Source organism: Mesorhizobium sp. M0833 (genome assembly GCF_040319905.1).
Lineage (GTDB): Bacteria > Pseudomonadota > Alphaproteobacteria > Rhizobiales > Rhizobiaceae > Mesorhizobium.
Window position 1 is genome coordinate 122,302 of record NZ_JAMYOQ010000008.1, and the last position, 21,041, is coordinate 143,342.

Here is a 21,041-nt window from a genome sequence, read left to right on the forward strand (position 1 = left end):
GCCGAGAAGGCATTCATGCCCGGAAGATCTGCGGTTAACATCCGCCGTCATGGCAGTAGGATGTTAAAACCGGCGCACAAATGAAAAATGACTGGCTCGCTACGCCTAAGCCGGAGCTGGTTGCTTCTAGGACGAATGTGCGCAGGTGATCGGACAGCGCCGAGCTCGCGTCGCGGCGTTTTACAGCGAGGCTGCCGCGACAAGTGGCTTATCATTCAGGTGACATGCGGCGAAGCGTCCGGGCGTCACCTCTTTCAACTCAGGTTGTGTCCGAACGCACCTGTCGAAGGCGCGCGGGCATCGAGTGTGGAAATAACACCCGGTTGGGGGATTGATCGGGCTCGGTATATCGCCGTTCAGGACGATTCGCCGCCTCTGGTCGCCCACTTTCGGCACGGGAACGGCCGACATCAGCGCCTCCGTGTATGGATGCCTGGGGGCCGCGAAAACGTCACGCTTGGAGCCGAGTTCAACGATCTTGCCAAGATACATCACAGCCACGCGGTGCGTCAGGTGCTCGACCACAGCGAGATCGTGGCTGATGAAAAGCAGGGCGACGCCCAGCTCAGCCTGTAAATCCTGAAGAAGGTTGATGATCTGCGCCTTGACCGAGACGTCGAGGGCGCTGACCGCCTCGTCGCATACGATGACGTCGGGATTGGTCGCCAGCGCGCGCGCGATACCGATCCGCTGCCTCTGACCGCCGGAGAACTCGTGCGGCCATCGGGAACCGGCGTCTTTCGGGAGGCTCACCGTCTCGAGCAGCTTACCGACCTTGGCGTCGATCTCGCTGCCGCTGGTCGCAAGTGAAAAATTGCGCAGTGGTTCGGCCAGAATGTCCCGCACGCGCATACGTGGGTTCAATGAGCTGAACGGGTCCTGAAATACGAACTGCATGCGCCTGCGCAGCGGCCGCCACGCGCTTTGGCTGAATGCGTCGATACGCGTACCGTCCAGGAAGATTTGTCCGGCAGTCAGGCTGGAAAGACCGAGTATCGAGCGTCCGACCGTGGACTTTCCGCAGCCTGACTCTCCAACCAGCGACAGGGTTTCACCCCGATGAAGGTCAAACGACACATCGTCGACTGCATGCACGAAGCTCTTGGTCCCCCAAAAAGGTGTCGAGGACAATGGGTAGTATTTCTTCAACCCAAGGACCTGAAGTATCGGCACCGTCATATCGGCTGCTCCATTGCGTCGACCATCGCATGATGGCAGGCGACCTCATGCGCCGGCGCCTTCATGATTAGCGGCGGCACGGTATTGCGGCATATCTCCGTCGCCCGAATGCACCTCGACGCGAAAGCGCAGTGGTCGATCCTGCGCTTCAGGCTTGGAACCATGCCGGGAATGTCGGCAAGACGGCTTGATTCGCCCGCCAGGGAAGAACCCAGTTTCGGAACCGATCCGAGCAAGCCGATCGTGTACGGATGCAGGGGACGCTCGAAAAGTTCGGTCGCTGTCGTCGCCTCGACCACACGCCCCGCATACATGACCATTACGCGGTCCGCGATCTCAGCGACCACACCCAGATCGTGCGTGATAATGACGACCGCGGCGCCGACCTTGCGTTTCAGCTCGCGCATCAGATTGAGGATCTGAAGCTGGATGGTGACGTCAAGCGCGGTCGTAGGCTCATCGGCGATCAGGAGCTTCGGACTGCAGGCGATGGCCATCGCAATCATTACCCGTTGGCGCATTCCGCCAGACAGCTGATGCGGATACTCCTTGATGCGACGCCGCGCTTCCGGGATTCCGACGAGATCGAGCATCTCGATAGCGCGGCGCTTGGCTTCCTTCTTTCCCAGGCCCTCGTGAAGCCGCACCGACTCGGAGAGCTGGTAGCCGATCGAGAGAACCGGGTTAAGGCTCGTCATCGGCTCTTGAAAGATCATGGCCATGTCCTTGCCACGGATCCGGCGCATGTCTCGCTCCGGCAGTCCAAGCAATTCCCTGCCCATCAATTTGATCGACCCGCGCGACCCGCCGGACGACGCATCGATCAGGCCGAGAATGGACATCGCGGTGACGGATTTTCCGGACCCGGATTCTCCAACGATCGCAAGCGTCTCCCCGGCGTCAACGCCGAATGAGACGCCGTCGACCGCGCGAGTGATGCCGTCCCGAGACCTGAAGTGCGTCTGCAGCCGCGACACTTCCAACAAACGCATGTTAGACTTTCCCTGCAATTCGCGGATCAAGCGCGTCGCGCATACCGTCGCCAAGCATGTTGATGGCAAGCACGGTGACCGAAAGAAAAGCCGCCGGGAACATCACGATGTACGGCTTCACCTGCCAGAGCGCACGCCCCTCCGCCATGATGTTGCCCCAAGACGGCGTGGTCGGTGGCGTCCCGGCGCCGATGAACGAAAGGACAGCCTCGGTGATCATCGCCGAGGCGCAGACATATGTTGCGTGCACCAGAAGCGGAGCCAGCGTGTTTGGCATAATGTGGCGGAATATGATTTTCGCCCTATGAGTCCCCGAAACGATTGCGGCGTCGACATAGGGCTGTTCGCGCAATGACAGAACCACTCCGCGCACGAGTCGAGCGACCCGGGGTATTTCCGCGACGCTAATGGCAAAGATCACATTTACGATGGAGCCGCGCATGAGAGCGATGAGAGCTATCGCCAAGAGAATGGGCGGGATGGACATGAGACCGTCCATCACGCGCATGATTATGGAATCGACGCTTCGCAAAAAGCCCGAGACCAGTCCGATCAATAAACCCAAGGCGGATGCGACGACGGCGACGGCCAGCCCGACGACAAGTGAAACACGAGTGCCATAAATGACACGCGAATAAACGTCACGGCCAAGCATGTCCGTTCCGAACCAATGCTCAGCGGAGGGCGCGAGCGTTCTGAGCGAGGGGGCGAGCGCCGTCGGGTCTACCGTCCATAGGATCGGAGCGGCGACGGCGATGGCCGCGATCGACGTCAAAAGCGTTGCGCCGATCGTGATGGTTGGGTTGCGGAGCGCGAAGCCGAGAACACCTGTTCGCACCTTTACCGGCGGCAGAAAGTCCGCGGGTATGCCGTCGTCAATGTTGCTGCTCATCGCTCATTCCTAGTATTTCACTCGTGGATCGAAGACGGTGTAAAGCAGGTCGATCAGGAGGTTGACGATCACATAAGAGAAACTGAAGAGGAGGACGACGCCTTGGATAACGGGATAGTCGCGTCGCAGGATGGCGTCGACCGTAAGGCGGCCCAGGCCAGGGATGACGAACACGCTCTCGGTGACGACAGCTCCTCCGATCAAAAGCCCGACCCCGATTCCAATCACCGTCACGATCGGAATCGCCGCGTTCTTCAGCGCATGAACGAAAAGGATCATCCGCTGGCCGACGCCCTTGGCCTTGGCCGTGCGTATGTAGTCTTGCTGCAGGACTTCGAGCATCGCTGCGCGGGTAACGCGTGCGATCAACGCGATGTAGCCCGTGGACAAGGTCAGCGAAGGCAGAATCAGCGATCTGAACCAAGGCCACAATCCTCTCTCGAGAGGGGCGTATCCTTGGACGGGCAGTATTTGAAAATGCAACGCCAGGACATAACAGAGTGCATAGCCGACGACGAAGACGGGCACCGAAAAGCCGACCACCGCAGCGCCCATAACGATGCGATCGACAAGCGTGCCTTGTCGCCAAGCTGCCACGACTCCCAGCGGCACCGCGACGAGCACCGCGAAAACAAGCGTGATGACCATCAGCGACAGAGTCGGCCCGGTCCGTTGCATGATCATCGTGCTGACAGGGAGGTTGGCGAAGATAGAGGTTCCCAAATCGGCGTGAAGCAGGCCCACGAACCATACGCCGAAGCGTATCAGGAATGGTTGGTCGAGCCCCAAGCTTTCTCTGATGCGAGCGATGTCTTCCTGCGTCGCCTGGTCGCCGGCGATAATGGCTGCCGGATCTCCCGGGGCGATATAGAGAAGACTGAAAACGAAAAATGCGACGAACACCATCACCGGTATCGTCGCCATCGTTCGCCTTGCAACGTAAGACAACATGCGTTCGTTCCTAGGTTCCGGTGAGACGCTGCCCCAGGCAGGGCCGGCGCGATAAAAGAAATCATTCGCTGCACGAACGATGTGGAACGAGAGCCGAAAGCAGCTTCGCGCGAGGACGTTCGAATCAAAGAGGCTGTGCAAGACCACGTCGTCGCACAGCCTCGCTCGACACGTCAGGCGGACTTCTCGACCCCGTAGAACAGCGGGAAGCCCTCCACGATGTTGCTGAGGGTCTTGAGGTAAGCGGTCGGCTGCTTATAGAAACCGGTCGGTATGTAGGGCAGATCCTCGAAGTATTGTGTCTGCAGATCCTTCGCTACGCGCATTTGTTCGGCGGCGTCGTCCGTCGCCATGAACTCTTTGCGCAGTGTTTCGATCCGTTCACTGGCAGGCCAACCGACGGCGCCTTCCTTGCCGATTCCCCGAAGATACGAGTTGCCCACCGGATTGATGCACACCACGCCCGCGAGGTAGTTGCACCACGCGCTCCAGCCGCCTTTCTCGACGGGTTCCATCGAGTTCAGACGCGGATACACAGTTCCCCAGTCCTGCGCCTGATAGTCGAGGTTGATGCCGACCCGACGGAACACATCCGCGGCGACTTCGCTCATTGCGTTCAACGCAGGGAGGTCTGTCGGGACGAGCAGAACGACCTTCTCGCCATTGTAGCCCGCGGCCTTCAGGTCGCCTTTAACCTTCTCTAGATCGCGCGGGGCGGTCAGAGCCTGCATGCCGGCGTCGTTCATGAATGGAGAGCCGGGCGTAAAGAATCCGACATTGTCCTGCCAAAGACTGCGATCGTTGCCCATGACCGCGGTCATGTAATCCGCCTGGTTGATGCCGGCGAGAAGCGCCCGGCGGATGGCGGGGTTGTTGAACGGCGGCTGAAGGTGATTGAGCCGGATGTGGCCCATCAAACCGCTCTTGTCTTTGACTTCCACGGTGATGTCAGGGATTTGTTGCAACAACGGAAGAAGGTCCGGCGTCGGCTGCTCCCACCAATCCATCTCGCCCGATTGCAGCGAGGCCGCCGCTGTCGAGGCGTCCGGAATTGTGTGCCATTCGACCCGGCCCACCTTGACCACCTTGCCCCCGCACATAAAGCTCGGAGGCTCGTCGCGAGGCACATATTCCTTGAATTTCTCGTAGGCGTTTAGCTGCCCAGCCATCCGCTCACTGGCGAGAAAGCGGAATGGCCCGCTGCCGATTATCTCGGACATTGGCGTCGAAACGTCGGTCTTCGCCAGCCGTTCCGGCATCATGAAGCATACAGACGAGCCCTTTCCGAACACGAAGGGCAGTTGCGGGAAAGGTGTCTTGAGGCGAAACTCGATGACCTTGTCAGACTTGGCGCTCAGTTCGTCGGTGTTTGCCAGCAGATTTTTGCCGAGCGGATCCTTGCTGCCCCACCGCCGCATGCTGGCGATAATGTCACGTGCCAGAACCGGTTCATTATCGTGGAAGCGCAACCCGTCGCGCAGCGTGATCGTCCAGGTAAGCCCGTCATCCGAAGAGGTGTGCCCCGCCGCCATCTGCGGCCGTAGGTTGAAATTTGCGTCCAGGCCATACAAGGTGTCGAACACCATCATGCCATGATGACGAGAGACGAGGCTGTTGGTCTGAACGGGATCGATCCCCGATAGGTCGGCCTGGGGAATGAACTTAATGACAGACTGACTTTGCGCTCTGACTATTGATGGCGCGAACAGCAGGGTGGCGGTTGCCGCTGTAGCTTTAAGCAGCGTACGTCTGGCGATTTTCATCGAGCTCCGTTCCCATTTTTTGGTTAAGTGACAGACATCTTCGGCACAAGTGCCCTGTTGTTGACGCCGAATAGCAATTTCGGGGCTATTCAGCCGAAAATCGATCCAATATGTTTCTGGTTATCTTCTCGGTGAATGGTTCGCTGCGCGTGAGTCCAACGATCCACTCGCACGATCCGGCGGTGACCACATGACCCTTGCCGCGCGGCATTGAGACCATCATACCCGAGCCATAGCGGAGCTTGCGGCGAGCAACGTCCGGCGCGTCGCCCGCCATTGAAACTATGGTCTCGAGATCGTCGTCTCCTATGTAGTTGCGGAAGCCGGACCCGACCTGCTCATGCTCGAACAGAACCGCAGGGCTCATGGCTAGGATTTCGATGTTGTCGGGCACGCCGGAGGCGGGGACGGCGTGTGGGAGCCCCTCGCTGAATGTATAATCGAGCCCGTCAACCTCGTATCCAAACACGCCAGCCTCCGAACCGAAAACGTCCGCATAACTCAAATTCGTCCCGGCGAAGGCCCAGTGATGAGGGCGGAAGACGGTGAACCCTCGCGACCCCCGAGGTGTAAAGCTGCCCCAATTCGCATACATGCCGTGGTAGCCGTTGACGCCGACTGTCGAGGCGCCAGGCCAGCCGACGGCCGGGCTTTCCCAAGCGCATGTGACCAGATGCTTGCGCTGGGGGTCATCGCGCAATGGATCCTGTTTTGGCGCCTTGGATTTCCAACAAATCTGCTTGCCGCCATCCTCTTCAAATCTGATCTGCCAGAGGAAGTTGCCGCCGAAGCGGCTTAAATTGCCGCCACGCTCGACGAAGGACTCGATGGCCTGGCGCATATCCCAAGACCAATACTCGTCGTGCCCAACCGTCACGACGCAACTATAGCGGTCGAGAGTTTCGGGCCGAGCGTGCAAATCGGTCTGAGTGATCACGTCGAAATCGTAACCTTGCGATTCTGCCCATACCGCGAAATGGCGATCGAACTGGGCCCATCCCGCGCAGGCATAATTCTGCGCCCATCCGCCCGGGTAGCCCCACTCCTTGGACGGGTAACGAGGCATCTCGTTCATGCGTGGAGCGCGGTCCAGCGTGATCCGCGGTGCGCCGTCGGGGAGCCAGACGAAGCCGCGCGACCAAGGCCGCCGCAGGCTCAGTATCGGCGAGCCCTCGTTGCGGTTTGCACCCCAGGTGCCGAAATAGTGGTTGGCGCCGCCCCAGTCGTTGTAGGCAGTCCAGGTGGCGGTGGCCAGGACGAACAGAATGCGCCCCTTCTGCGTCTGCGGAGTGGGGCGAACGACCACAAAATGATGCTGGATGAACCGCTCGCCGTGTGCGCGCTCGCAAGTCGACACGACACGGTAGAAACCAGAGCGCATGTCGTGCGGAATGCGCCAAGTATGTAGGACGGGCCAGTCGCATCCATCCATATAGGCGGTGGGCGACGTCGCGGCGAAGGCGCCGGAAAGGCCTTCGGCCTGCTCGACTAGTTCCGGCGCATGACCGTCCCTGTAGATGGTCATCGACCAGCGATCCGCAGTCGTCGAGGCAAGAAATTCCACGGTCTCGCCGGGATCGTAGGACATCCTTTCGGTGCAGACGAAGACCTCAGGAAAATCCCGATCCTCCCGCGGGGCCTGGAAACGGAAATCAGAGAAAACCGACTCATCGGCGAAGCCCTTGCGTACGCGCCTCGGGGCGATCGCGTGCGAGCCGAGTTCAGGAGGCATCCATCCAGTGGGCATTCGCACCTCGACGATGACGCAGGACTAGCAGCCAAGTTCACGACCAGCCGCATGAGAGTCTACCCTATATGCTATAGCGAATGCAAGGCGATAGAGCTATGCGTGTTTGATTGATCCGTCGCATGAGGCTCTACATAGGAGTATAAAGTTTTTCAAAAAAAACGGTTTATTGTCAAATCCTTACCAAGGTTCACCGCCCTTGCGCGTGCTGAATGAAGGCAGCTTTGCGACATGCACTCAGCTACAGTTTCATATGTCATTGTCGAATCGACCTTGTCGCTCGACATTAATTTCCCCTTTTGATATATAAAAAGTCGAAGGTCGGGGCGCGATTCCGCATTGCGCTGACGCCACAAGCCTGAGGGGAGCCTTGATGAATCGCAGAAATGAACCGGAGGCAGATCGGTCCTGCTTTCAGGACTATGACCGATGTGTGCCACCCCTGGATCCATCGAGCAACATGCTTGCGGATGACCACTTACGCCGCCGTCGCCGAGGATATGCTTGAAAGTCTCTGTTCAACGGAGTTTCGCCGAATCCTGCTCTGCAACGGTCATAGCGGCAGCGCCCCCGCTCAAACGGCGGTGATGGAGTGGCTTGGCCGCAGGAAGTTCCACGAAATCGACCCCGTGGGCTCCCATGTGTCGTGGCTTGAGAGTTTTCCTGAACCCATTTTTCGAACATTCGCGTGTCTGACGAGGCCAAGTCGCCAATCAGCGTAGAACAAATGAGAATGAGTCGCCGGGTCGGGCCGAAAGCTCATCGGCGACGGCAGTTTGGGCGGCCATCAGCACCATCCTCCAACGCTGCCCGCCTTGTCGCTTCGGACAAACCATGTCCGCTTCCGAGCTCGGCGAGCGAGAAGGTCTTATAATGGCAGACTCGAGAGATAAGCAGATAATCGAAAAGACGTGGGATTTCATCGTAATCGGCACCGGTATGGGCGGCGGCACGATCGGGCACGCCCTTGCGCAAGGAGGAAAGTCGGTCCTGTTTTGTGAGCGCGGGAGGTCCTATTTCGGGAATCAGGAAGCGCTTGCGGGGGACTTTCTGGACGCGCTGGTTCCCAATCCGCATTCAAATATCAGCGATCGCGACAAGGAGCGGGCGGGACGCTTTTCTGGGCAGATATTCGACGCGACCAATGGGCGCAAGGTTCCGATTCAGCCGATGATCGGGATCGGGACAGGCGGCAGCAGCGCGCTATACGGCATGGTCATGGAACGCATGTTCCCGCAAGACTTTGAGCCCGCGGCCAGTTTCCCCAACGCGCCTGAGGCGAACGTCCCGGCAAGGTGGCCAATCAGCTCATGCCGACGGCACCCTCGATCATGATTTCATTGTCCGGTCGACGCGTAAAACGGTTCATGTATGCAACCGTCTTTCACCCGCCGCGACACCGTCGATCCGTATCGCCAATTATACGGATCGACAGGCAGTGGAGAAGTTCGGCTGTAAAGTTGCCCAGTCTGGCCGGTTCCTGTGTGAACATTTCAACGAAGGAGGGTCTCCAGCTCACGCGTCGGCCTGAAAATCTCACGCCCGGTATTTTTGAACCAATGGTCCAGCCGCGTCGGAATATCGATCACCTTTTGCTGCGCTGCCCAAAACATCGGGCCACCTTTGCCAGCCGGAAATCCGTAGCCATAAACCCAAACGAGATCTATGTCCGAGGCACGGCCGGCAATCCCCTCTGCGAGAATCCTTGCCCCCTCATTGATCATCGGAAACAGCGTGCGTTCCACAATCTCATCCGAAGGTATGGCCCGTCGCGTGATACCTTGTCGTCGGGCAGCACCTTCGACCAGGGCGTCGACTTCGGGATCAGGCTGCGGATCACGGGACCCATCTTTGTAGAGGTACCAGCCTCTCCCAGTCTTCTGGCCGAAACGCCCAGCTTCGCAGAGCGCGTCCGCGATTAGAGCGGTTTTGCCTTGGGCCTTGCGGTTGCGCCAGCCGATATCGAGGCCGGCGAGGTCGCCCATCTGAAAAGGTCCCATAGGCCAGCCGAAATCAGTGAACGCCTTGTCGACCTGCCCGGGGGAAGCTCCCTCAAGCAGCAGAGCTTCGTTTTCCATGGCGCGGGCCGTAAGCATGCGGTTCCCCACAAAGCCGTGACAGACGCCAACGACGACGGGCACCTTTCCGATCCTGCGCGCGACGTCCAATGCAGTCGCGATAACGTCGGGCGAGGTTTTGTTTCCGCGGACAACCTCCAGGAGCTTCATGATGTTGGCCGGAGAGAAGAAATGTAGCCCAACGACGTCTTGGGGACGCCCAGACGCCTCTGCAATTTCATTGACGTCCAAATAGGAGGTGTTGGTAGCCAGGATCGTACCAGGCTTTGTGGACGCGCCAAGCTGCGAAAATATCTGCCGCTTCACATCCATTGCCTCGAACGCAGCCTCGATGATCAGATCGCACTCAGCAAGCGCGCCATAGTCCGTGGTTGGTGAAAGGCGCGCCAGGCGTTCGGCACGAGCCTCCGCACTGAGGGATCCCCGCGAGACCGAAATCGCGTAGTTGCGCTCGATAATCCCGAGACCGCGTGACAATGCCTCGTCGCTCATTTCGAGAATGGTCACCGAGAAGCCGGCGTTGGCAAAGGACATGGCGATGCCGCCACCCATCGTGCCCGCTCCGATGACGCCGATCCGTTTAACCGTGCGAGCCCGAATATCCTTGCGAGTCCTGTTTGACTGACGCTCAGCGAAGAAGAGATGCCGCAACGAGCGAGACTCCGGACCGGACACCAGTTGAAGAAATATCTTGCGCTCCTCACGCAATGCCTCGTCGAAGGACAGCACAAAAGCATTGCGGACCGCTTCGACGCAGGCGATTGGCGCGCTCAGGCCGCGCACCTTGGCGATGAGACCTTTTGCCAGCGCCTCAAAGCGGGATGGATCTGCCCGGGTGGCGGCAAACCTGTCGTCCCGTTCGCGAAGGGGCACAAGGTCGCCGGCCTTCGTGTCGAGAAATGTCCGCAGGAAGGTCACACTGTCGGCCAAGAGGTTCGTTTCCGAGACGAGTTCGGCCAACCCGCTTGCTAGGGCATCTTCGGCGCTGATCGGGCTGCCCGATAGTATCATTTCGAGGGCTTTCTCCGGGCCGACGAGCCGTGGAAGCCTGACCGTGCCGCCGGACCCCGGGATGAAACCTAGCTTCACCTCTGGCAGTCCGAGCTTGGCGTCCGTGTGGACAATACGAAAGGAGGCAGCCAGTGCGAGTTCCAATCCGCCGCCAAGTGCCGTCCCATGAATTGCCGCTACAATCGGCTTACGAATTGCCTCGACCAGCGTGCAGAGATCCGGGAGGAGCGGGGGCTCCAGCTGTTTGGGTGTCCCAAATTCACCGATATCCCCGCCGGCCACAAAGGTGCGGCCCGAGCAGGCGATGACAATTCCCAAGACATCTTCGTCATCGGCCAGGGTTGTCAACGCCTCGAAGAGTTCGGCGCGGAGCTGCGCGCTGAGCGCGTTCACTGGCGGATTGTCGATCATGACGATCGCGATACAATTTTGATTGCTTATTTCCACCAGCCTCGCTGTCTTGGAATGAGTTTCAGATTGCACGCTTTCGTTGCTCATGGACTTCCTATCGGTGCGGCGTTTCCGGTGACTCAAGCTCGTTCGAGCGCGATCGCGATCCCCTACCCTACGCCGATCCACATTGTGGCGAGTGCGTAGCGACCGCTGCTCTGCGGACGCGAGACATGCCGAGCGGGTGGCCAAGCGCGATGGCTCCGCCATTCGGGTTGACGTGCTCCGCCTCCGCGGCAATGCCGAGTTGGCGGAGCACGGCAATGCCTTGGGAGGCAAAGGTTTCGTCGAGCTTAATGAGATCGAACTGTCGGATCGTCATGCCCAGGCGGGCACGGAGTTTCTTGGTGGCCGGCGCCGGGCCGATGCCCATGATGCGCGGCGCCACGCGGGCGGCAGCACCGCCGATCGAGAAAAGCCAGGCGAATGGCAGAGACGTCATGAGGCCGCGTTTGATGCTCATCGATCAAGCCAAGATGTCTGGAGTGCTTTTCAGCAGCGACGCGAGGCAAGAATCATAGTCGCCGAAGGTGACCTGGAAGGCGGTTAGCCGACGGAACAACCTTCCGGCCTTGCTTTCCAGGGTCAAGCCAATCGCTCCATGCAATTGAACCGAAGCTTCGCCAACGGCACGGGCCGCCCTATTGAGGAAGAGTTTTGCCGACGTGAGCGAATCGCGTCGCTCTGATGCAGGACGGCCAAGTCGCATGGTTGCATAAAGCGCCATCGACTTGGCCTGTTCCACCTCCATGAATATATCAACGGCCTTGTGCTGTAGGGCCTGGAACGACCCGATTGGCACGCCGAATTGCCTACGTGTTTTCAGATATTCGATGGTGATCGAAAGGAGCTCTTCCATTATACCAACGGCTTCGTTGATCGCGGCGACCAGGGCGTGGTCCATCGCGTCTTCAAGGGCGTTTTCAGACTTTTCCGCTGCAACCATGAGTCCGCCTGATGATATGCTTACGGCCTCAAAGGCGACGTCTGCAGTTTCACGCCCGTCAATCGTCAGGTACTGCTCAATCGTCACGCCCGGACAATCGCGTGCAACGAGGAATAGGCCGGTCGTGCCTTTGCCGAATATTTCGTCTGATAGGCGGGCGCTGACGAGGAAGTGGGTCGCGGTTGCGCCACCCAGAACGCGCACCTTTCTCCCGGAAAGGATGAAGCCTCCGCCATCGGAGATTGCCGTCATTGCGAAATCGCCGCCGGAGTAGCGCGATCCCGGCTCGGAATGTGCAACGGCAAGCTGAATGGAACCGTCTATTAGACCTGGGATCAGGGCCGTCTGTTGTTCCTGCGAGCCGCCCGTCTGCAGGAGCCTGGTCCCATAGACGGCGCTGCCAAGGTAGGGGCTGGTGCACAACTGTTTGCCGATCGCCCGCATGACGATCATGGTCTCGACCGGGCCGGTTCCCAAGCCGCCAAAGGCGTCATCGAAGGACATGCCTAGAAGTCCGACGCTTGCATAATCCTGCCAAACTGACGACGAGTCTGGTCTCCTGTCGGCATGAGCTCCAAGCAGCTTGGAGACAGTTTCTTCAAGCATCTGCTGCTCTTGCGAGAGATCGAAGTTCATCTGTCAGAGTCCAAGAATGGTTTTGGCTATAATGTTGCGCTGAATTTCGTTCGATCCGCCGTATATCGAGACCTTACGAAAATTGAAGTAAGCCGCCATCGCGCCCCCGCTTTCCTGACCGACGCCCGTCTCCGTCTGTTCGCGGATCGCGTCCGGTCCCGCTAGGTCCATGAGCAGTTCGGTGGCCGCCTGCTGCAGCTGCGATCCTCTTATCTTCAGAATCGACGAAGCCGGATCCGGAGCGCCATTTGCGTCGCCGCGTGATTGGCGGGCCAGGACCTGCATTTGCGTTATTTCCAAGGCTTTCAGGTCGGCTTCGAGGAGGAGGACCCGCGTACGAAATGCTTCACTTTCCCACACTGAACCTTTTCCAGTCGGCGCTTGGTTTGCGAGGCGCCGCACGCGGGCAATTCGTTCTTTCGTAAGGCCTATGCGAGCAATGCCCGAGCGCTCATTGGCGAGAAGGAATTTGGCATATTGCCAACCTTTGTTTTCCTCGCCGACCAAGTTGTCCGCGGGAACCTCGACGTTGTCGAAAAAGACTTCGTTCACCTCGTGCCGACCGTCAATGGTTATGATCGGCCGCACCGTCACGCCCGGGGAACGCATGTCGACAAGGATGAATGAAATACCGGTCTGTTTCTTGGCCTGTGGGTCTGTTCGTGCCAGGCAAAATATCCAGTCAGCATATTGGGCATATGTCGTCCAGGTCTTCTGACCGTTCAGGACATAGCTCCCGCCTGAGCGCTCAGCCCTGAGCCTGAGCGATGCAAGATCGGATCCCGCATCGGGTTCGGAAAAGCCTTGGCACCACCAATCGTCAAGGTTAGCCGCGCGTGCAAGAAAGCGCTTTTTTTGAGCCTCGGAACCGAACGCGGCAATGACCGGGCCAAGCATATAGCAATTGAATTGAAGCGGCAGCGGCACGGCAGCCCGCTGCAACTCGTCAACGAAGATGTAGCGCTGCACGGGCGACCAAGATCGCCCTCCCCACACTACAGGCCAATGCGGCACAGCTAGGCCATGCGCATTCAAGACACGATGCGAGTCCTGGATCTCCTCTTTGGCAAGCAGTTGTCCCGCGCTCACCTTCTCGCGGATTTGTGCCGGTATCTCGCGCACGAAGAAACTTCGCAAATCATCGCGAAAATTGATTTCTTCCTGCGAGAAAGTAAGGTCCATGTTGGGTCCTAAATGCTAGCGGGCTGATTCCGGCGTAGGCTGGGCAGCACGCCATTGCTCCGCAATTGACAAAGCCAGGCCAAGTGACGCCTTTTGGTCCAGGAAACTGAACAAGGAGAGGTATCAACGGCGCCCCGACCGCATGTGGGCATCACCCGTCATGAACGTTCCTGTGGAGTGTCGAGAACTCGCCTCCGGAGGGCTGCCCATTGAGGGTTGACACCAAGAAGACAGACGTCTCGGCAATCATGCGAAAATCAACCCCCCAGATCAGCATTAATTATCGACCGGCTGGCCGGTAAGTACCGATGGCTGGGTCGAATGTCAATCATGAGGAAGATGCGATGGAGTCGAAAAAGGCTGCGCCTGGCAGACCCGCGACGATGCAGATGCCGCGCGAAACCATTCTCACCCATGCGTCACGGCTATTTGCCGAGAATGGGTACGAACGGACAGCACTGCGGGACGTGGCCGCCTCGGTAGGGCTCTCCAAGGCGGCGGTCTACCACTACTTTCCCACAAAGCAGGTTATCTACGATGCTATCGTCGCGGATCTACTGGAGAACCTTCACAATCATGTCGTCGAGCAGGTCGGGCGCTACACCGACGATCGTTCGCGACTAAAAGCTTTTATGGTTGCCCACGCGGAATTTTTCGAACGGCACCACAGCGAGTTCATTACGCTTTTGCATGGCGTCAGCGGCATCGGTACGGCGCAGTCGTCGCGGCAGGTCGAGGTACGGGATCGCTATGAGCGGTTCCTGCGCGGGCTTTTGTCAGAGGGAACAATTTCTGGCGCGTTCATTGACTGTGACGTGGCGATTCCAGCCAGAGCGATCCTGTCTATGCTGAACTGGATGTCCCGTTGGTTCGACCCCCGTGGCGCGCGACGGGCAACCGCATTCGCGTCGGAGTATTTCGAATTTTTTTATCGCGGCCTTATGCCAAGATAGAATGCATTGGTCTGAGCCGGACAATGCAGCGCACTGGCCGATACCACATGGGTGCTTCACACATCGAGAACGATGAACGCAACTGTTCCCCTCTCCGGCGGGTGATGATCCGAAAGCCGTTGGGGCGCGCAGTCCTTCTGGCGGCATCGGCACCCCGAGGACATGCAAGGCGGTTCAATTTCCTTGCGATCCGCGCCGGAGACTGGGTGGTCGGCGACGAAATCGTGCTCGCACGCACGGGCGGCGCTTGATCCCGCTATCGTCTGCCGAAGGGACTGCAAATTATCTTCCGCGATCGTCCTCATATTGTGGTGCTCAGAGCCAAAAACAGATTAATTTCGAATCAAACCCGGATCGGAATATCTCCCTTATGCTCGACATCCAGTTCTCCTATCTCCTCTCCCTCCTCAACATCTTTTCCCGCAAGGCTTTGCGCATCCGGGATGGCCCGGCGCGGCCGCCGTGGCGCCGGGAAGGGTGCCGTGGCAAGATGAATCACGGCGGCGCTTTTGGCAATTGATTTGCGCAATAACCGCCGCACCTGTCGCGCTACCAAAACGAACGATAATTGCATTATCGTTCGTTTTGTCCTTACGTTAGAAATGGCCGTTGTCGCCCGCGTTTCAACGGTCGCAGGAGAGTGTCAGCGACCTTTTTGAAGACTGGTGGTCATTAAAGGCGGGTGGACGATCACGGTGCACGGGCATATCTGCCACAGACGCTTTCAACCCTGCGGGCGCAAGTCTGTCAGCGGCCGGTAGAAGATCACACGCACCGACGGAACAAGCTGGTTGAGGTAATCGAAATCCCGAACATTGCCGGTCAGGACCGTCGCGCCCAGCAGACCGGCCTGGTGAAAGATCAGCGCATCGTTGAGGAAGCGGCGTTCATGCCCCTCCCCTTTCGGCAGACGGCTCAGCCGGAACAGCAGGCCGGCAAGCATGCCGGCGCGTCCCCAGGCGGTGGCGTCGGGTGCATGCAGCCGGTGCACTGGAATGTCTTCAATCGTGCCTGCAACCACTTTCAGGACCGACTTCGTCGTGGGGTGCGCTGGGTCGAGCCGGCCGAACAGGTGGCTGAGCTCGGCAAGGCAGACGGCCGAGTGCTGACAGAGCCGATAGGTCAGAAGGTCATCGACCACTTCGGGCGTGCGCCCCTGCAGGACATTCAGATAGACACTAGTGTCGAGAAGCAGTGCACCGCCGACAGGCGGCTGGTCCGCTGCCCAGGACAGAGCGGAATCCGGCCGCCGTTCCAGCCCCCCAGCACGCCGCTGTGGTTTGAGGGAACGCAGTGCGCTCCCGAGATCAAACGCCAAGATCAATGTCCGCGGAGATGCTGCCCTTGCGGCGGACGAGCCGGGCGCCAAAATCGTCCTCGAGGGCTAGCCGCGACAAGGCGAGCTCCAGCAGTTCGGTGTCGGAACTCACATGAGCGCGCTTCTTTGCCGCCTCGATCAATTCCGATGGTACCCTGCCCGACAGGCGTGTGTTCTTGGCCGCGCCGAGAAGGCCGACCGCCCTCGCCTGCTCAAGCACCAGACGGTTCCGGGTGTGGGCGATTCGCTCCTCGCTTTCGGCTGCCGTTGCGCCACGTATGCTCATCCTGGATTCTCCACTGTTGAACGAAACATAAAGGATGTTGAACATGAAAGCAAGGATCGGCACTGAGAAAGAAGGCCCTAAGCCCTAAGAGGGTCATCACTGGATCGGACATGGCACGTCACCCAATGATGCGATAACCGGAACCAGCCGGTTGCCCGTACGCGACCGGACGCACATCTCGGGAGCTATTGGTCAAGCACCTCGCGGTGGACAAATGGGCGCTTTGGTCGCACGTTGGGGCTCTCAGAATCGCACCACTGTGACATTCAAATGATCGAGAGTTTCGATGGGCAGTCCCCGTAATTTCATGACGCCCATCGACGCGGTCGACACCAGCGACCTGCCTGACGTCGTCATGGAAATGGGGCACCCGGATGAGGCTCCCTCCCTCCCACGCAGGTCCTCGACTCGCGACAAGCATCACTGCCTGCGCATCTCGAAAAGCTGGCCGACCGCGCGCGCGATTACGTCGAGGCGGCGAGTTCGGCAAACACCCGTCGCGCTTATGCCGCCGACTGGAAGCATTTTTGCGCCTGGTGCCGGCGCCAGGCGTTTGATCCGCTGCCGCCAGATCCACAAGTCGTCGGCCTCTACATCACGGCCCAGGCCTCAGGATCGGAACGGGACAAAAAGTCTGTGTCGACCATTGAGCGCCGCCTGTCGTCGCTGACCTAGAACTATACGCAACGCGGTCAACCGCTCGACCGGAAGAACCGGCATATCGCCACCGTGCTCGCCGGTATCCGCAATAAACACGCCTCCCCTCCCCGTCAAAAGGAAGCCATCCTGCGCGACGATCTTGTCGCCATGCTGGAAACGCTCGTGGCACGCTGCGCGGTCTGCGCGGCCGCGCCATGTTGCTTTTGGGCTTCGCCGGCCGCTTGCGCCGCTCCGAAATCGTGGGCCTCGATGTTGCGCGCGATCAAACCGACGACGGCTGCGGCTGGATTGAATTTTTCCCGGACAAGGGCGTGCTGGTTACGCTGCGAGGCAAGACCGGCTGGCGCGAGGTCGAGATTGGCCGCGGCTCGTCCGATGCCACCTGCCCGGTCGTCGCCCTGCAGATCTGGCTGAAGCTGGCCCGCATCGCGCACGGCCTCCTCTTCCGCCGCGTCACGGGGCAGGGCAAAGCTGTGGGGGCCGAGCGGCTCAAGGATCAGGAGGTGGCGCGGCTGGTCAAATGCGCGGCCTTGGCCGCCGGCGTGCGCGGTGATCTTTCCGAGGGCGAGCGGGGCCAAAAGTTTTCCGGCCACTCGCTGCGTGCCGGCCTCGCGTCCTCTGCCGAGGTTGACGAGCGCTACGTGCAGAGGCAGCTTGGTCACGCCTCGGCAGAGATGACACGCAAATACCAGCGCCGGCGCGATCGCTTCCGCGTCAATCTAACTAAGGCGTCAGGATTGTAGAGTGCGGTACGCCCCCCAGCCGCGGGTGACTCTGGATGCGCCGATCCACCCCGGCGCCACAGATCCAACCCTCAAGTTGATGGGTTTCTAAGGTTTATTGGAGCGGCGCAAGCCTCCAGCTTGAAGAGCTGTTCCCAGCTGGGAACTCAAAGTACGGGTTGTGCGAGAAGTTTGCTTCTCGATGAGTTCTCCAGGATCCTTCGCCGACACTTGGACTAGCCCCCGAGGGAAGTTGCCTGGCGGCTGCAGGAGCCTCTTGCTCGACGCTGGAGGAAAGTGCGCGTGGACAGGACGCCCACGTGCCAAACGGTGCTGATTGCTGTCAAATCGCGTGGGACGCCTGGCGATAGATCCTAGCCGCTGAGTTGCCATTCGCGAGAGTCGCTCGGCCCGGAAGGAATGCCTCGTTGCAGGGTAGGGGCCGTGGGGCGTCTAACTTGTCGGCCTGGGGGGCGATCACCGAAGTGACATCTGAAGCGGCGCGGCATGGCTGCATCACAAACACAACCCATCGTCTCCGACGCAAAGGATGGTGACCCCCCCTGGACTGCGCGAGCTCAGTGTCTCCTTCACAACCGGAATTTCGCCGCCGCGCCAATTTGGGGGGGATCTCCATGCGCCGAAACTTGCCTGCGCTTTTGTAAGGTCGCTCGCCGCCGTACGCGGAAGCCAGAGGGCAACCGGTACACCAAACGTCGACTATCTACGAGAACAAAACGGGCAACGGGGCTCGCCCGTGCCCCCATGCTGCGTGACCAACTTCATAGCTGTCGTTTTCAATGCTTGATGCGCGACTTTGGCGGCACAGGGAAGCCAGCGATAACGAACAGTTCCCAGCTGGGAACTGCCCTGTGTCCATTTGCTCGAATGCTCCGAATCGGGCATACCTCCAGTAACGGAAAAACCGCGTAATTCGAAAAGTTGGCGTAGTTGGCGTGGCGTTAACAGCTTGTTAACCACAGTCGCTATCAATAGGCGCTGGGTGCAAGAGGAGAATCTGGGTGACGCGGCATCTAAGTAGCCTTCAGTTCATGAATACCTTTTCGACGAAACTCGAGAAGGCACTCAACAATCTTTCGCTGGCTCAGTATCCTCCTGATGCGATTCGTACGATGCGCAAATTCACTTCGACGGAAGTGGCAGCATTGCTAGGAGTGACCGAAGCTTACATAAGGCAGGTCTCCTTGAAAGGGCAGGGACCTGAGCCAGAGACAACGACCACCGGAAAGCGCCTATATTCTGTGGAGCAGGTGCTGGACCTTCGGATGCACCTGGCGGAAAAGGCACGGAAGAAATGGATCAATCCTCGTCGTGTTAAAGGCGAGGATTGCCAGATCATCGCGATCACGAACTTCAAAGGTGGATCGTCCAAGACAGCGACCACTATTCACTTGGGTCATTGGTTGGCACTACGTGGATATCGCGTTCTAGCAGTCGACATGGATCCCCAGGCGTCGTTAACAAGTCTGCAAGGAGCGTTACCCGGATTTGACTACCGAGAAGGTGACACCCTTTACTCAGCGATTCGGTTTGATGATCCGGTGCCAACGGAAAAGATTATTCATCAGACGCATATCATCGGATTCGACGTCATCTGCGCCGGTCTTGAGCTGACAGAATTCGAGACGGCCGTCACCCTTGAGATGCGCAAGAGCGGTGGAACCAGTTTTCTGCTTCGAGTGTCACAGGCCCTCGAACAGATCGTCGACAACTACGACATCGTTCTTCTCGACTGTGCGCCGTCACTCAATTTCCTGACACTTTCGTCGCTCACTGCCGCTACCGGAGTCCTAATCCCAGTTCCAGCGCACATGCTCGATGTCGACTCCACAGGGAAGTTTTTGGAGTTGGCCGCATCTTATATGCAAATTCTGGATGAGGCTGGTGCAGGCGCACGTTGGGATTTCGCCAAATTCCTCATCACAAAGTTTGAGGCCAACGACCACCCGCAAGCCAACATGCAGGCCCTAATGCGCCAAGTGTTTGGCGAGGATTTACTTCTGAATTCAGTCTCCAAATCCACTGCGGTTGCGGACGCTCTCACTTGGAAGCAGAGCCTCTATGAAGTGCAACGATCGAGGTTTTCGGCACCTAAAACTTATGATCGTGCAATCGAATCGATCAATGCCGCCAACGCGGAAATAGAAAGCCTCATCACAATGGCATGGAGGCGTGAACAGTGAGCCGTAAAGATTCTAAGGGCATGTTTGCTGCTGTTTTGGGGCAACTCGGGGAGGACAATTCGGAGGAGGGCGTCAGCCGCCGCACGTCATCGCCGCACCTGATGAAGGTGGCGGCTGGTGTTCGCCAAATGCAAGAGCGTAGCGATATCGCCGACAAGTTACTGAAGTCAGGCGAACAGATCATTGAACTCGATCCCGACAAAATACGGCCGTCGTCTATCACCGATCGATATGATGACGCCTACGAGATTTCCGCCATTGCTGAGATCACTGAATCCATGCGGGAGCGCGGTCAGATTGTGCCTGGATTGGTTCGGCCAGTGCAAGGCAAGGATGGCGAGTTTCAAATCGTCTATGGTCGCAGAAGATTAGCGGCAGCTAAGCAGCTTGGGATCGGATTCAAAGCGGCCGTCCGCGAGTTAACTGATGAACAAGCAGTCATTTTCCAAGGCGAAGAAAACACCGCTCGAGAGGATCTTTCATACATTGAAAAGTGCGCTTTTGCGCTAGCGCAGCAGGAAGCGGGATACAAACGGGACACCATCTGCGCTTCGCTGTCGACAGGAAAATCGCATGTCTCCGAGATGATCAAAATCGCCTCATCGGTCGACAAGGAGATACTGCAATCGATTGGTAAAGCTCCCGGGATTGGTCGAGGACGATGGCAGGAATTCTCGAACCGCTATTCCATAGACGGCTCACTCGCAAAAGCTTTCGATCTTATTCGCAAAAACAAATTCCGCGAGGCAACGTCCGACGACAGATTCATTATTCTGCTTGAGGCGCTTCCATCGGATCATAATGCGATCAAAGAACCTGCGGGTCCGGCCAAGCCATCAAAGCCCAAGATTGCTATGAAATCCTGGGCTGCTCCAGACAAAACAGTCAGCGTCAGCCTCAAAGACAACGGAAAAACTACCATGATTGCCGTGGGAGAGGCTGAAGGATCGCGTTTCGCAGCGTTTATCGCCGGACAACTGGACGACCTGTTTGAGGCCTTTCGGAAGTCCATCACGAAACAAGGAGTCTAAAACCGCAAAAGAAAAAGGCCCCCGAACGGCAAGCCGTGGA

At 58.6% G+C, this 21,041-nt stretch carries 16 protein-coding genes and 2 pseudogenes; 6 read left to right on the forward strand and 12 right to left on the reverse strand.

Annotation, left to right across the window (positions count from 1 at the left end; genetic code table 11):
* Positions 1 to 180: 180 nt before the first annotated feature.
* From NKH98_RS11790 to NKH98_RS11815, 6 genes are all read right to left on the reverse strand, one after another.
* Entirely contained in the window at positions 181 to 1,179 is a 999-nt protein-coding gene (locus tag NKH98_RS11790) for an ABC transporter ATP-binding protein (RefSeq protein WP_352898569.1), read from the reverse strand.
* Complete coding sequence (locus tag NKH98_RS11795) at positions 1,176 to 2,171, reverse strand: ABC transporter ATP-binding protein (protein ID WP_352898571.1); 996 nt, start codon at positions 2,169 to 2,171, stop codon at positions 1,176 to 1,178. Before NKH98_RS11795 ends, NKH98_RS11790 begins: the two co-directional genes overlap by 4 nt.
* Before the next feature lies 1 nt (position 2,172).
* Positions 2,173 to 3,063 carry an ABC transporter permease gene (locus NKH98_RS11800; protein ID WP_352898572.1) on the reverse strand — a complete coding sequence of 297 codons (891 nt, stop codon included), beginning with the start codon at positions 3,061 to 3,063 and terminating at the stop codon, positions 2,173 to 2,175.
* A 9-nt stretch (positions 3,064 to 3,072) separates the two neighbouring features.
* The gene (locus NKH98_RS11805) at positions 3,073 to 4,014 is read right to left on the reverse strand and encodes an ABC transporter permease (protein ID WP_352898732.1); all 942 of its coding nucleotides are present in this window, start codon (positions 4,012 to 4,014) and stop codon (positions 3,073 to 3,075) included.
* A gap of 173 nt (positions 4,015 to 4,187) precedes the next feature.
* On the reverse strand, positions 4,188 to 5,777 hold the full coding sequence (locus NKH98_RS11810) for an ABC transporter substrate-binding protein (protein ID WP_352898575.1): 1,590 nt from the start codon (positions 5,775 to 5,777) through the stop codon (positions 4,188 to 4,190).
* Between the two features lie 85 nt (positions 5,778 to 5,862).
* Entirely contained in the window at positions 5,863 to 7,524 is a 1,662-nt protein-coding gene (locus NKH98_RS11815; protein WP_352898577.1) for a N,N-dimethylformamidase beta subunit family domain-containing protein, read from the reverse strand.
* A gap of 834 nt (positions 7,525 to 8,358) precedes the next feature.
* Here NKH98_RS11815 and NKH98_RS11820 point away from each other — a divergent pair.
* Positions 8,359 to 8,859 carry a hypothetical protein gene (locus tag NKH98_RS11820; RefSeq protein ID WP_352898580.1) on the forward strand — a complete coding sequence of 167 codons (501 nt, stop codon included), beginning with the start codon at positions 8,359 to 8,361 and terminating at the stop codon, positions 8,857 to 8,859.
* Positions 8,860 to 9,017: 158 nt separating this feature from the next.
* Here the strand turns inward: NKH98_RS11820 and NKH98_RS11825 are convergent, their stop codons facing one another.
* The 4 genes and pseudogenes from NKH98_RS11825 to NKH98_RS11840 all read right to left on the reverse strand — a co-directional run bounded on the left by NKH98_RS11825 (position 9,018) and on the right by NKH98_RS11840 (position 13,827).
* Positions 9,018 to 11,111: a 3-hydroxyacyl-CoA dehydrogenase NAD-binding domain-containing protein gene (locus NKH98_RS11825; RefSeq protein WP_352898582.1), complete on the reverse strand. Its 2,094-nt coding sequence runs from the start codon at positions 11,109 to 11,111 to the stop codon at positions 9,018 to 9,020.
* Between the two features lie 62 nt (positions 11,112 to 11,173).
* A pseudogene (locus NKH98_RS11830) lies at positions 11,174 to 11,472 on the reverse strand (3-oxoadipyl-CoA thiolase); the annotation flags it as partial.
* 57 nt (positions 11,473 to 11,529) lie between these two features.
* On the reverse strand, positions 11,530 to 12,645 hold the full coding sequence (locus tag NKH98_RS11835) for an acyl-CoA dehydrogenase family protein (RefSeq protein ID WP_352898584.1): 1,116 nt from the start codon (positions 12,643 to 12,645) through the stop codon (positions 11,530 to 11,532).
* A 3-nt stretch (positions 12,646 to 12,648) separates the two neighbouring features.
* Entirely contained in the window at positions 12,649 to 13,827 is a 1,179-nt protein-coding gene (locus NKH98_RS11840; protein ID WP_352898585.1) for an acyl-CoA dehydrogenase family protein, read from the reverse strand.
* 344 nt (positions 13,828 to 14,171) lie between these two features.
* Here NKH98_RS11840 and NKH98_RS11845 point away from each other — a divergent pair, with 344 nt between their 5' ends.
* Both NKH98_RS11845 and NKH98_RS11850 read left to right on the forward strand, forming a co-directional pair.
* Positions 14,172 to 14,780, forward strand: coding sequence for a TetR/AcrR family transcriptional regulator (locus NKH98_RS11845; protein ID WP_352898587.1), 609 nt, complete (start codon positions 14,172 to 14,174; stop codon positions 14,778 to 14,780).
* A 370-nt stretch (positions 14,781 to 15,150) separates the two neighbouring features.
* Positions 15,151 to 15,300: a hypothetical protein gene (locus tag NKH98_RS11850; RefSeq protein ID WP_352898589.1), complete on the forward strand. Its 150-nt coding sequence runs from the start codon at positions 15,151 to 15,153 to the stop codon at positions 15,298 to 15,300.
* A 204-nt stretch (positions 15,301 to 15,504) separates the two neighbouring features.
* Here NKH98_RS11850 and NKH98_RS11855 read toward each other — a convergent pair whose 3' ends face one another.
* Positions 15,505 to 16,098 carry a type II toxin-antitoxin system VapC family toxin gene (locus tag NKH98_RS11855; protein ID WP_352898590.1) on the reverse strand — a complete coding sequence of 198 codons (594 nt, stop codon included), beginning with the start codon at positions 16,096 to 16,098 and terminating at the stop codon, positions 15,505 to 15,507.
* Positions 16,088 to 16,384 carry a hypothetical protein gene (locus tag NKH98_RS11860; protein ID WP_023749475.1) on the reverse strand — a complete coding sequence of 99 codons (297 nt, stop codon included), beginning with the start codon at positions 16,382 to 16,384 and terminating at the stop codon, positions 16,088 to 16,090. The genes NKH98_RS11855 and NKH98_RS11860 overlap by 11 nt, the downstream gene beginning before the upstream one ends.
* Positions 16,385 to 16,745: 361 nt before the next feature.
* On the opposite strand from NKH98_RS11860, the pseudogene NKH98_RS11865 reads away from it, so the two are divergent.
* The 3 genes and pseudogenes from NKH98_RS11865 (at position 16,746) to repB (ending at position 21,001) form a co-directional block, all read left to right on the forward strand.
* Positions 16,746 to 17,787 (forward strand): annotated as a pseudogene (locus tag NKH98_RS11865) (tyrosine-type recombinase/integrase).
* 1,001 nt (positions 17,788 to 18,788) lie between these two features.
* Entirely contained in the window at positions 18,789 to 19,970 is a 1,182-nt protein-coding gene (repA, locus tag NKH98_RS11870; RefSeq protein ID WP_023749471.1) for a plasmid partitioning protein RepA, read from the forward strand.
* Positions 19,967 to 21,001: a plasmid partitioning protein RepB gene (gene repB / locus NKH98_RS11875; protein WP_352898592.1), complete on the forward strand. Its 1,035-nt coding sequence runs from the start codon at positions 19,967 to 19,969 to the stop codon at positions 20,999 to 21,001. Before repA ends, repB begins: the two co-directional genes overlap by 4 nt.
* Positions 21,002 to 21,041 lie beyond the last annotated feature (40 nt).

Bases quoted from the DNA above. Each gene is read 5' to 3' on its own strand.
- NKH98_RS11790 (WP_352898569.1), bottom strand. From the start codon at position 1,179: ATGACGGTGCCGATACTTCAGGTCCTTGGGTTGAAGAAATACTACCCA.
- NKH98_RS11795 (WP_352898571.1), bottom strand. From the start codon at position 2,171: ATGCGTTTGTTGGAAGTGTCGCGGCTGCAGACGCACTTCAGGTCTCGG.
- NKH98_RS11800 (WP_352898572.1), bottom strand. From the start codon at position 3,063: ATGAGCAGCAACATTGACGACGGCATACCCGCGGACTTTCTGCCGCCG.
- NKH98_RS11805 (WP_352898732.1), bottom strand. From the start codon at position 4,014: ATGTTGTCTTACGTTGCAAGGCGAACGATGGCGACGATACCGGTGATG.
- NKH98_RS11810 (WP_352898575.1), bottom strand. From the start codon at position 5,777: ATGAAAATCGCCAGACGTACGCTGCTTAAAGCTACAGCGGCAACCGCC.
- NKH98_RS11815 (WP_352898577.1), bottom strand. From the start codon at position 7,524: ATGCCCACTGGATGGATGCCTCCTGAACTCGGCTCGCACGCGATCGCC.
- NKH98_RS11820 (WP_352898580.1), top strand. From the start codon at position 8,359: ATGTCCGCTTCCGAGCTCGGCGAGCGAGAAGGTCTTATAATGGCAGAC.
- NKH98_RS11825 (WP_352898582.1), bottom strand. From the start codon at position 11,111: ATGAGCAACGAAAGCGTGCAATCTGAAACTCATTCCAAGACAGCGAGG.
- NKH98_RS11835 (WP_352898584.1), bottom strand. From the start codon at position 12,645: ATGAACTTCGATCTCTCGCAAGAGCAGCAGATGCTTGAAGAAACTGTC.
- NKH98_RS11840 (WP_352898585.1), bottom strand. From the start codon at position 13,827: ATGGACCTTACTTTCTCGCAGGAAGAAATCAATTTTCGCGATGATTTG.
- NKH98_RS11845 (WP_352898587.1), top strand. From the start codon at position 14,172: ATGGAGTCGAAAAAGGCTGCGCCTGGCAGACCCGCGACGATGCAGATG.
- NKH98_RS11850 (WP_352898589.1), top strand. From the start codon at position 15,151: ATGCTCGACATCCAGTTCTCCTATCTCCTCTCCCTCCTCAACATCTTT.
- NKH98_RS11860 (WP_023749475.1), bottom strand. From the start codon at position 16,384: ATGAGCATACGTGGCGCAACGGCAGCCGAAAGCGAGGAGCGAATCGCC.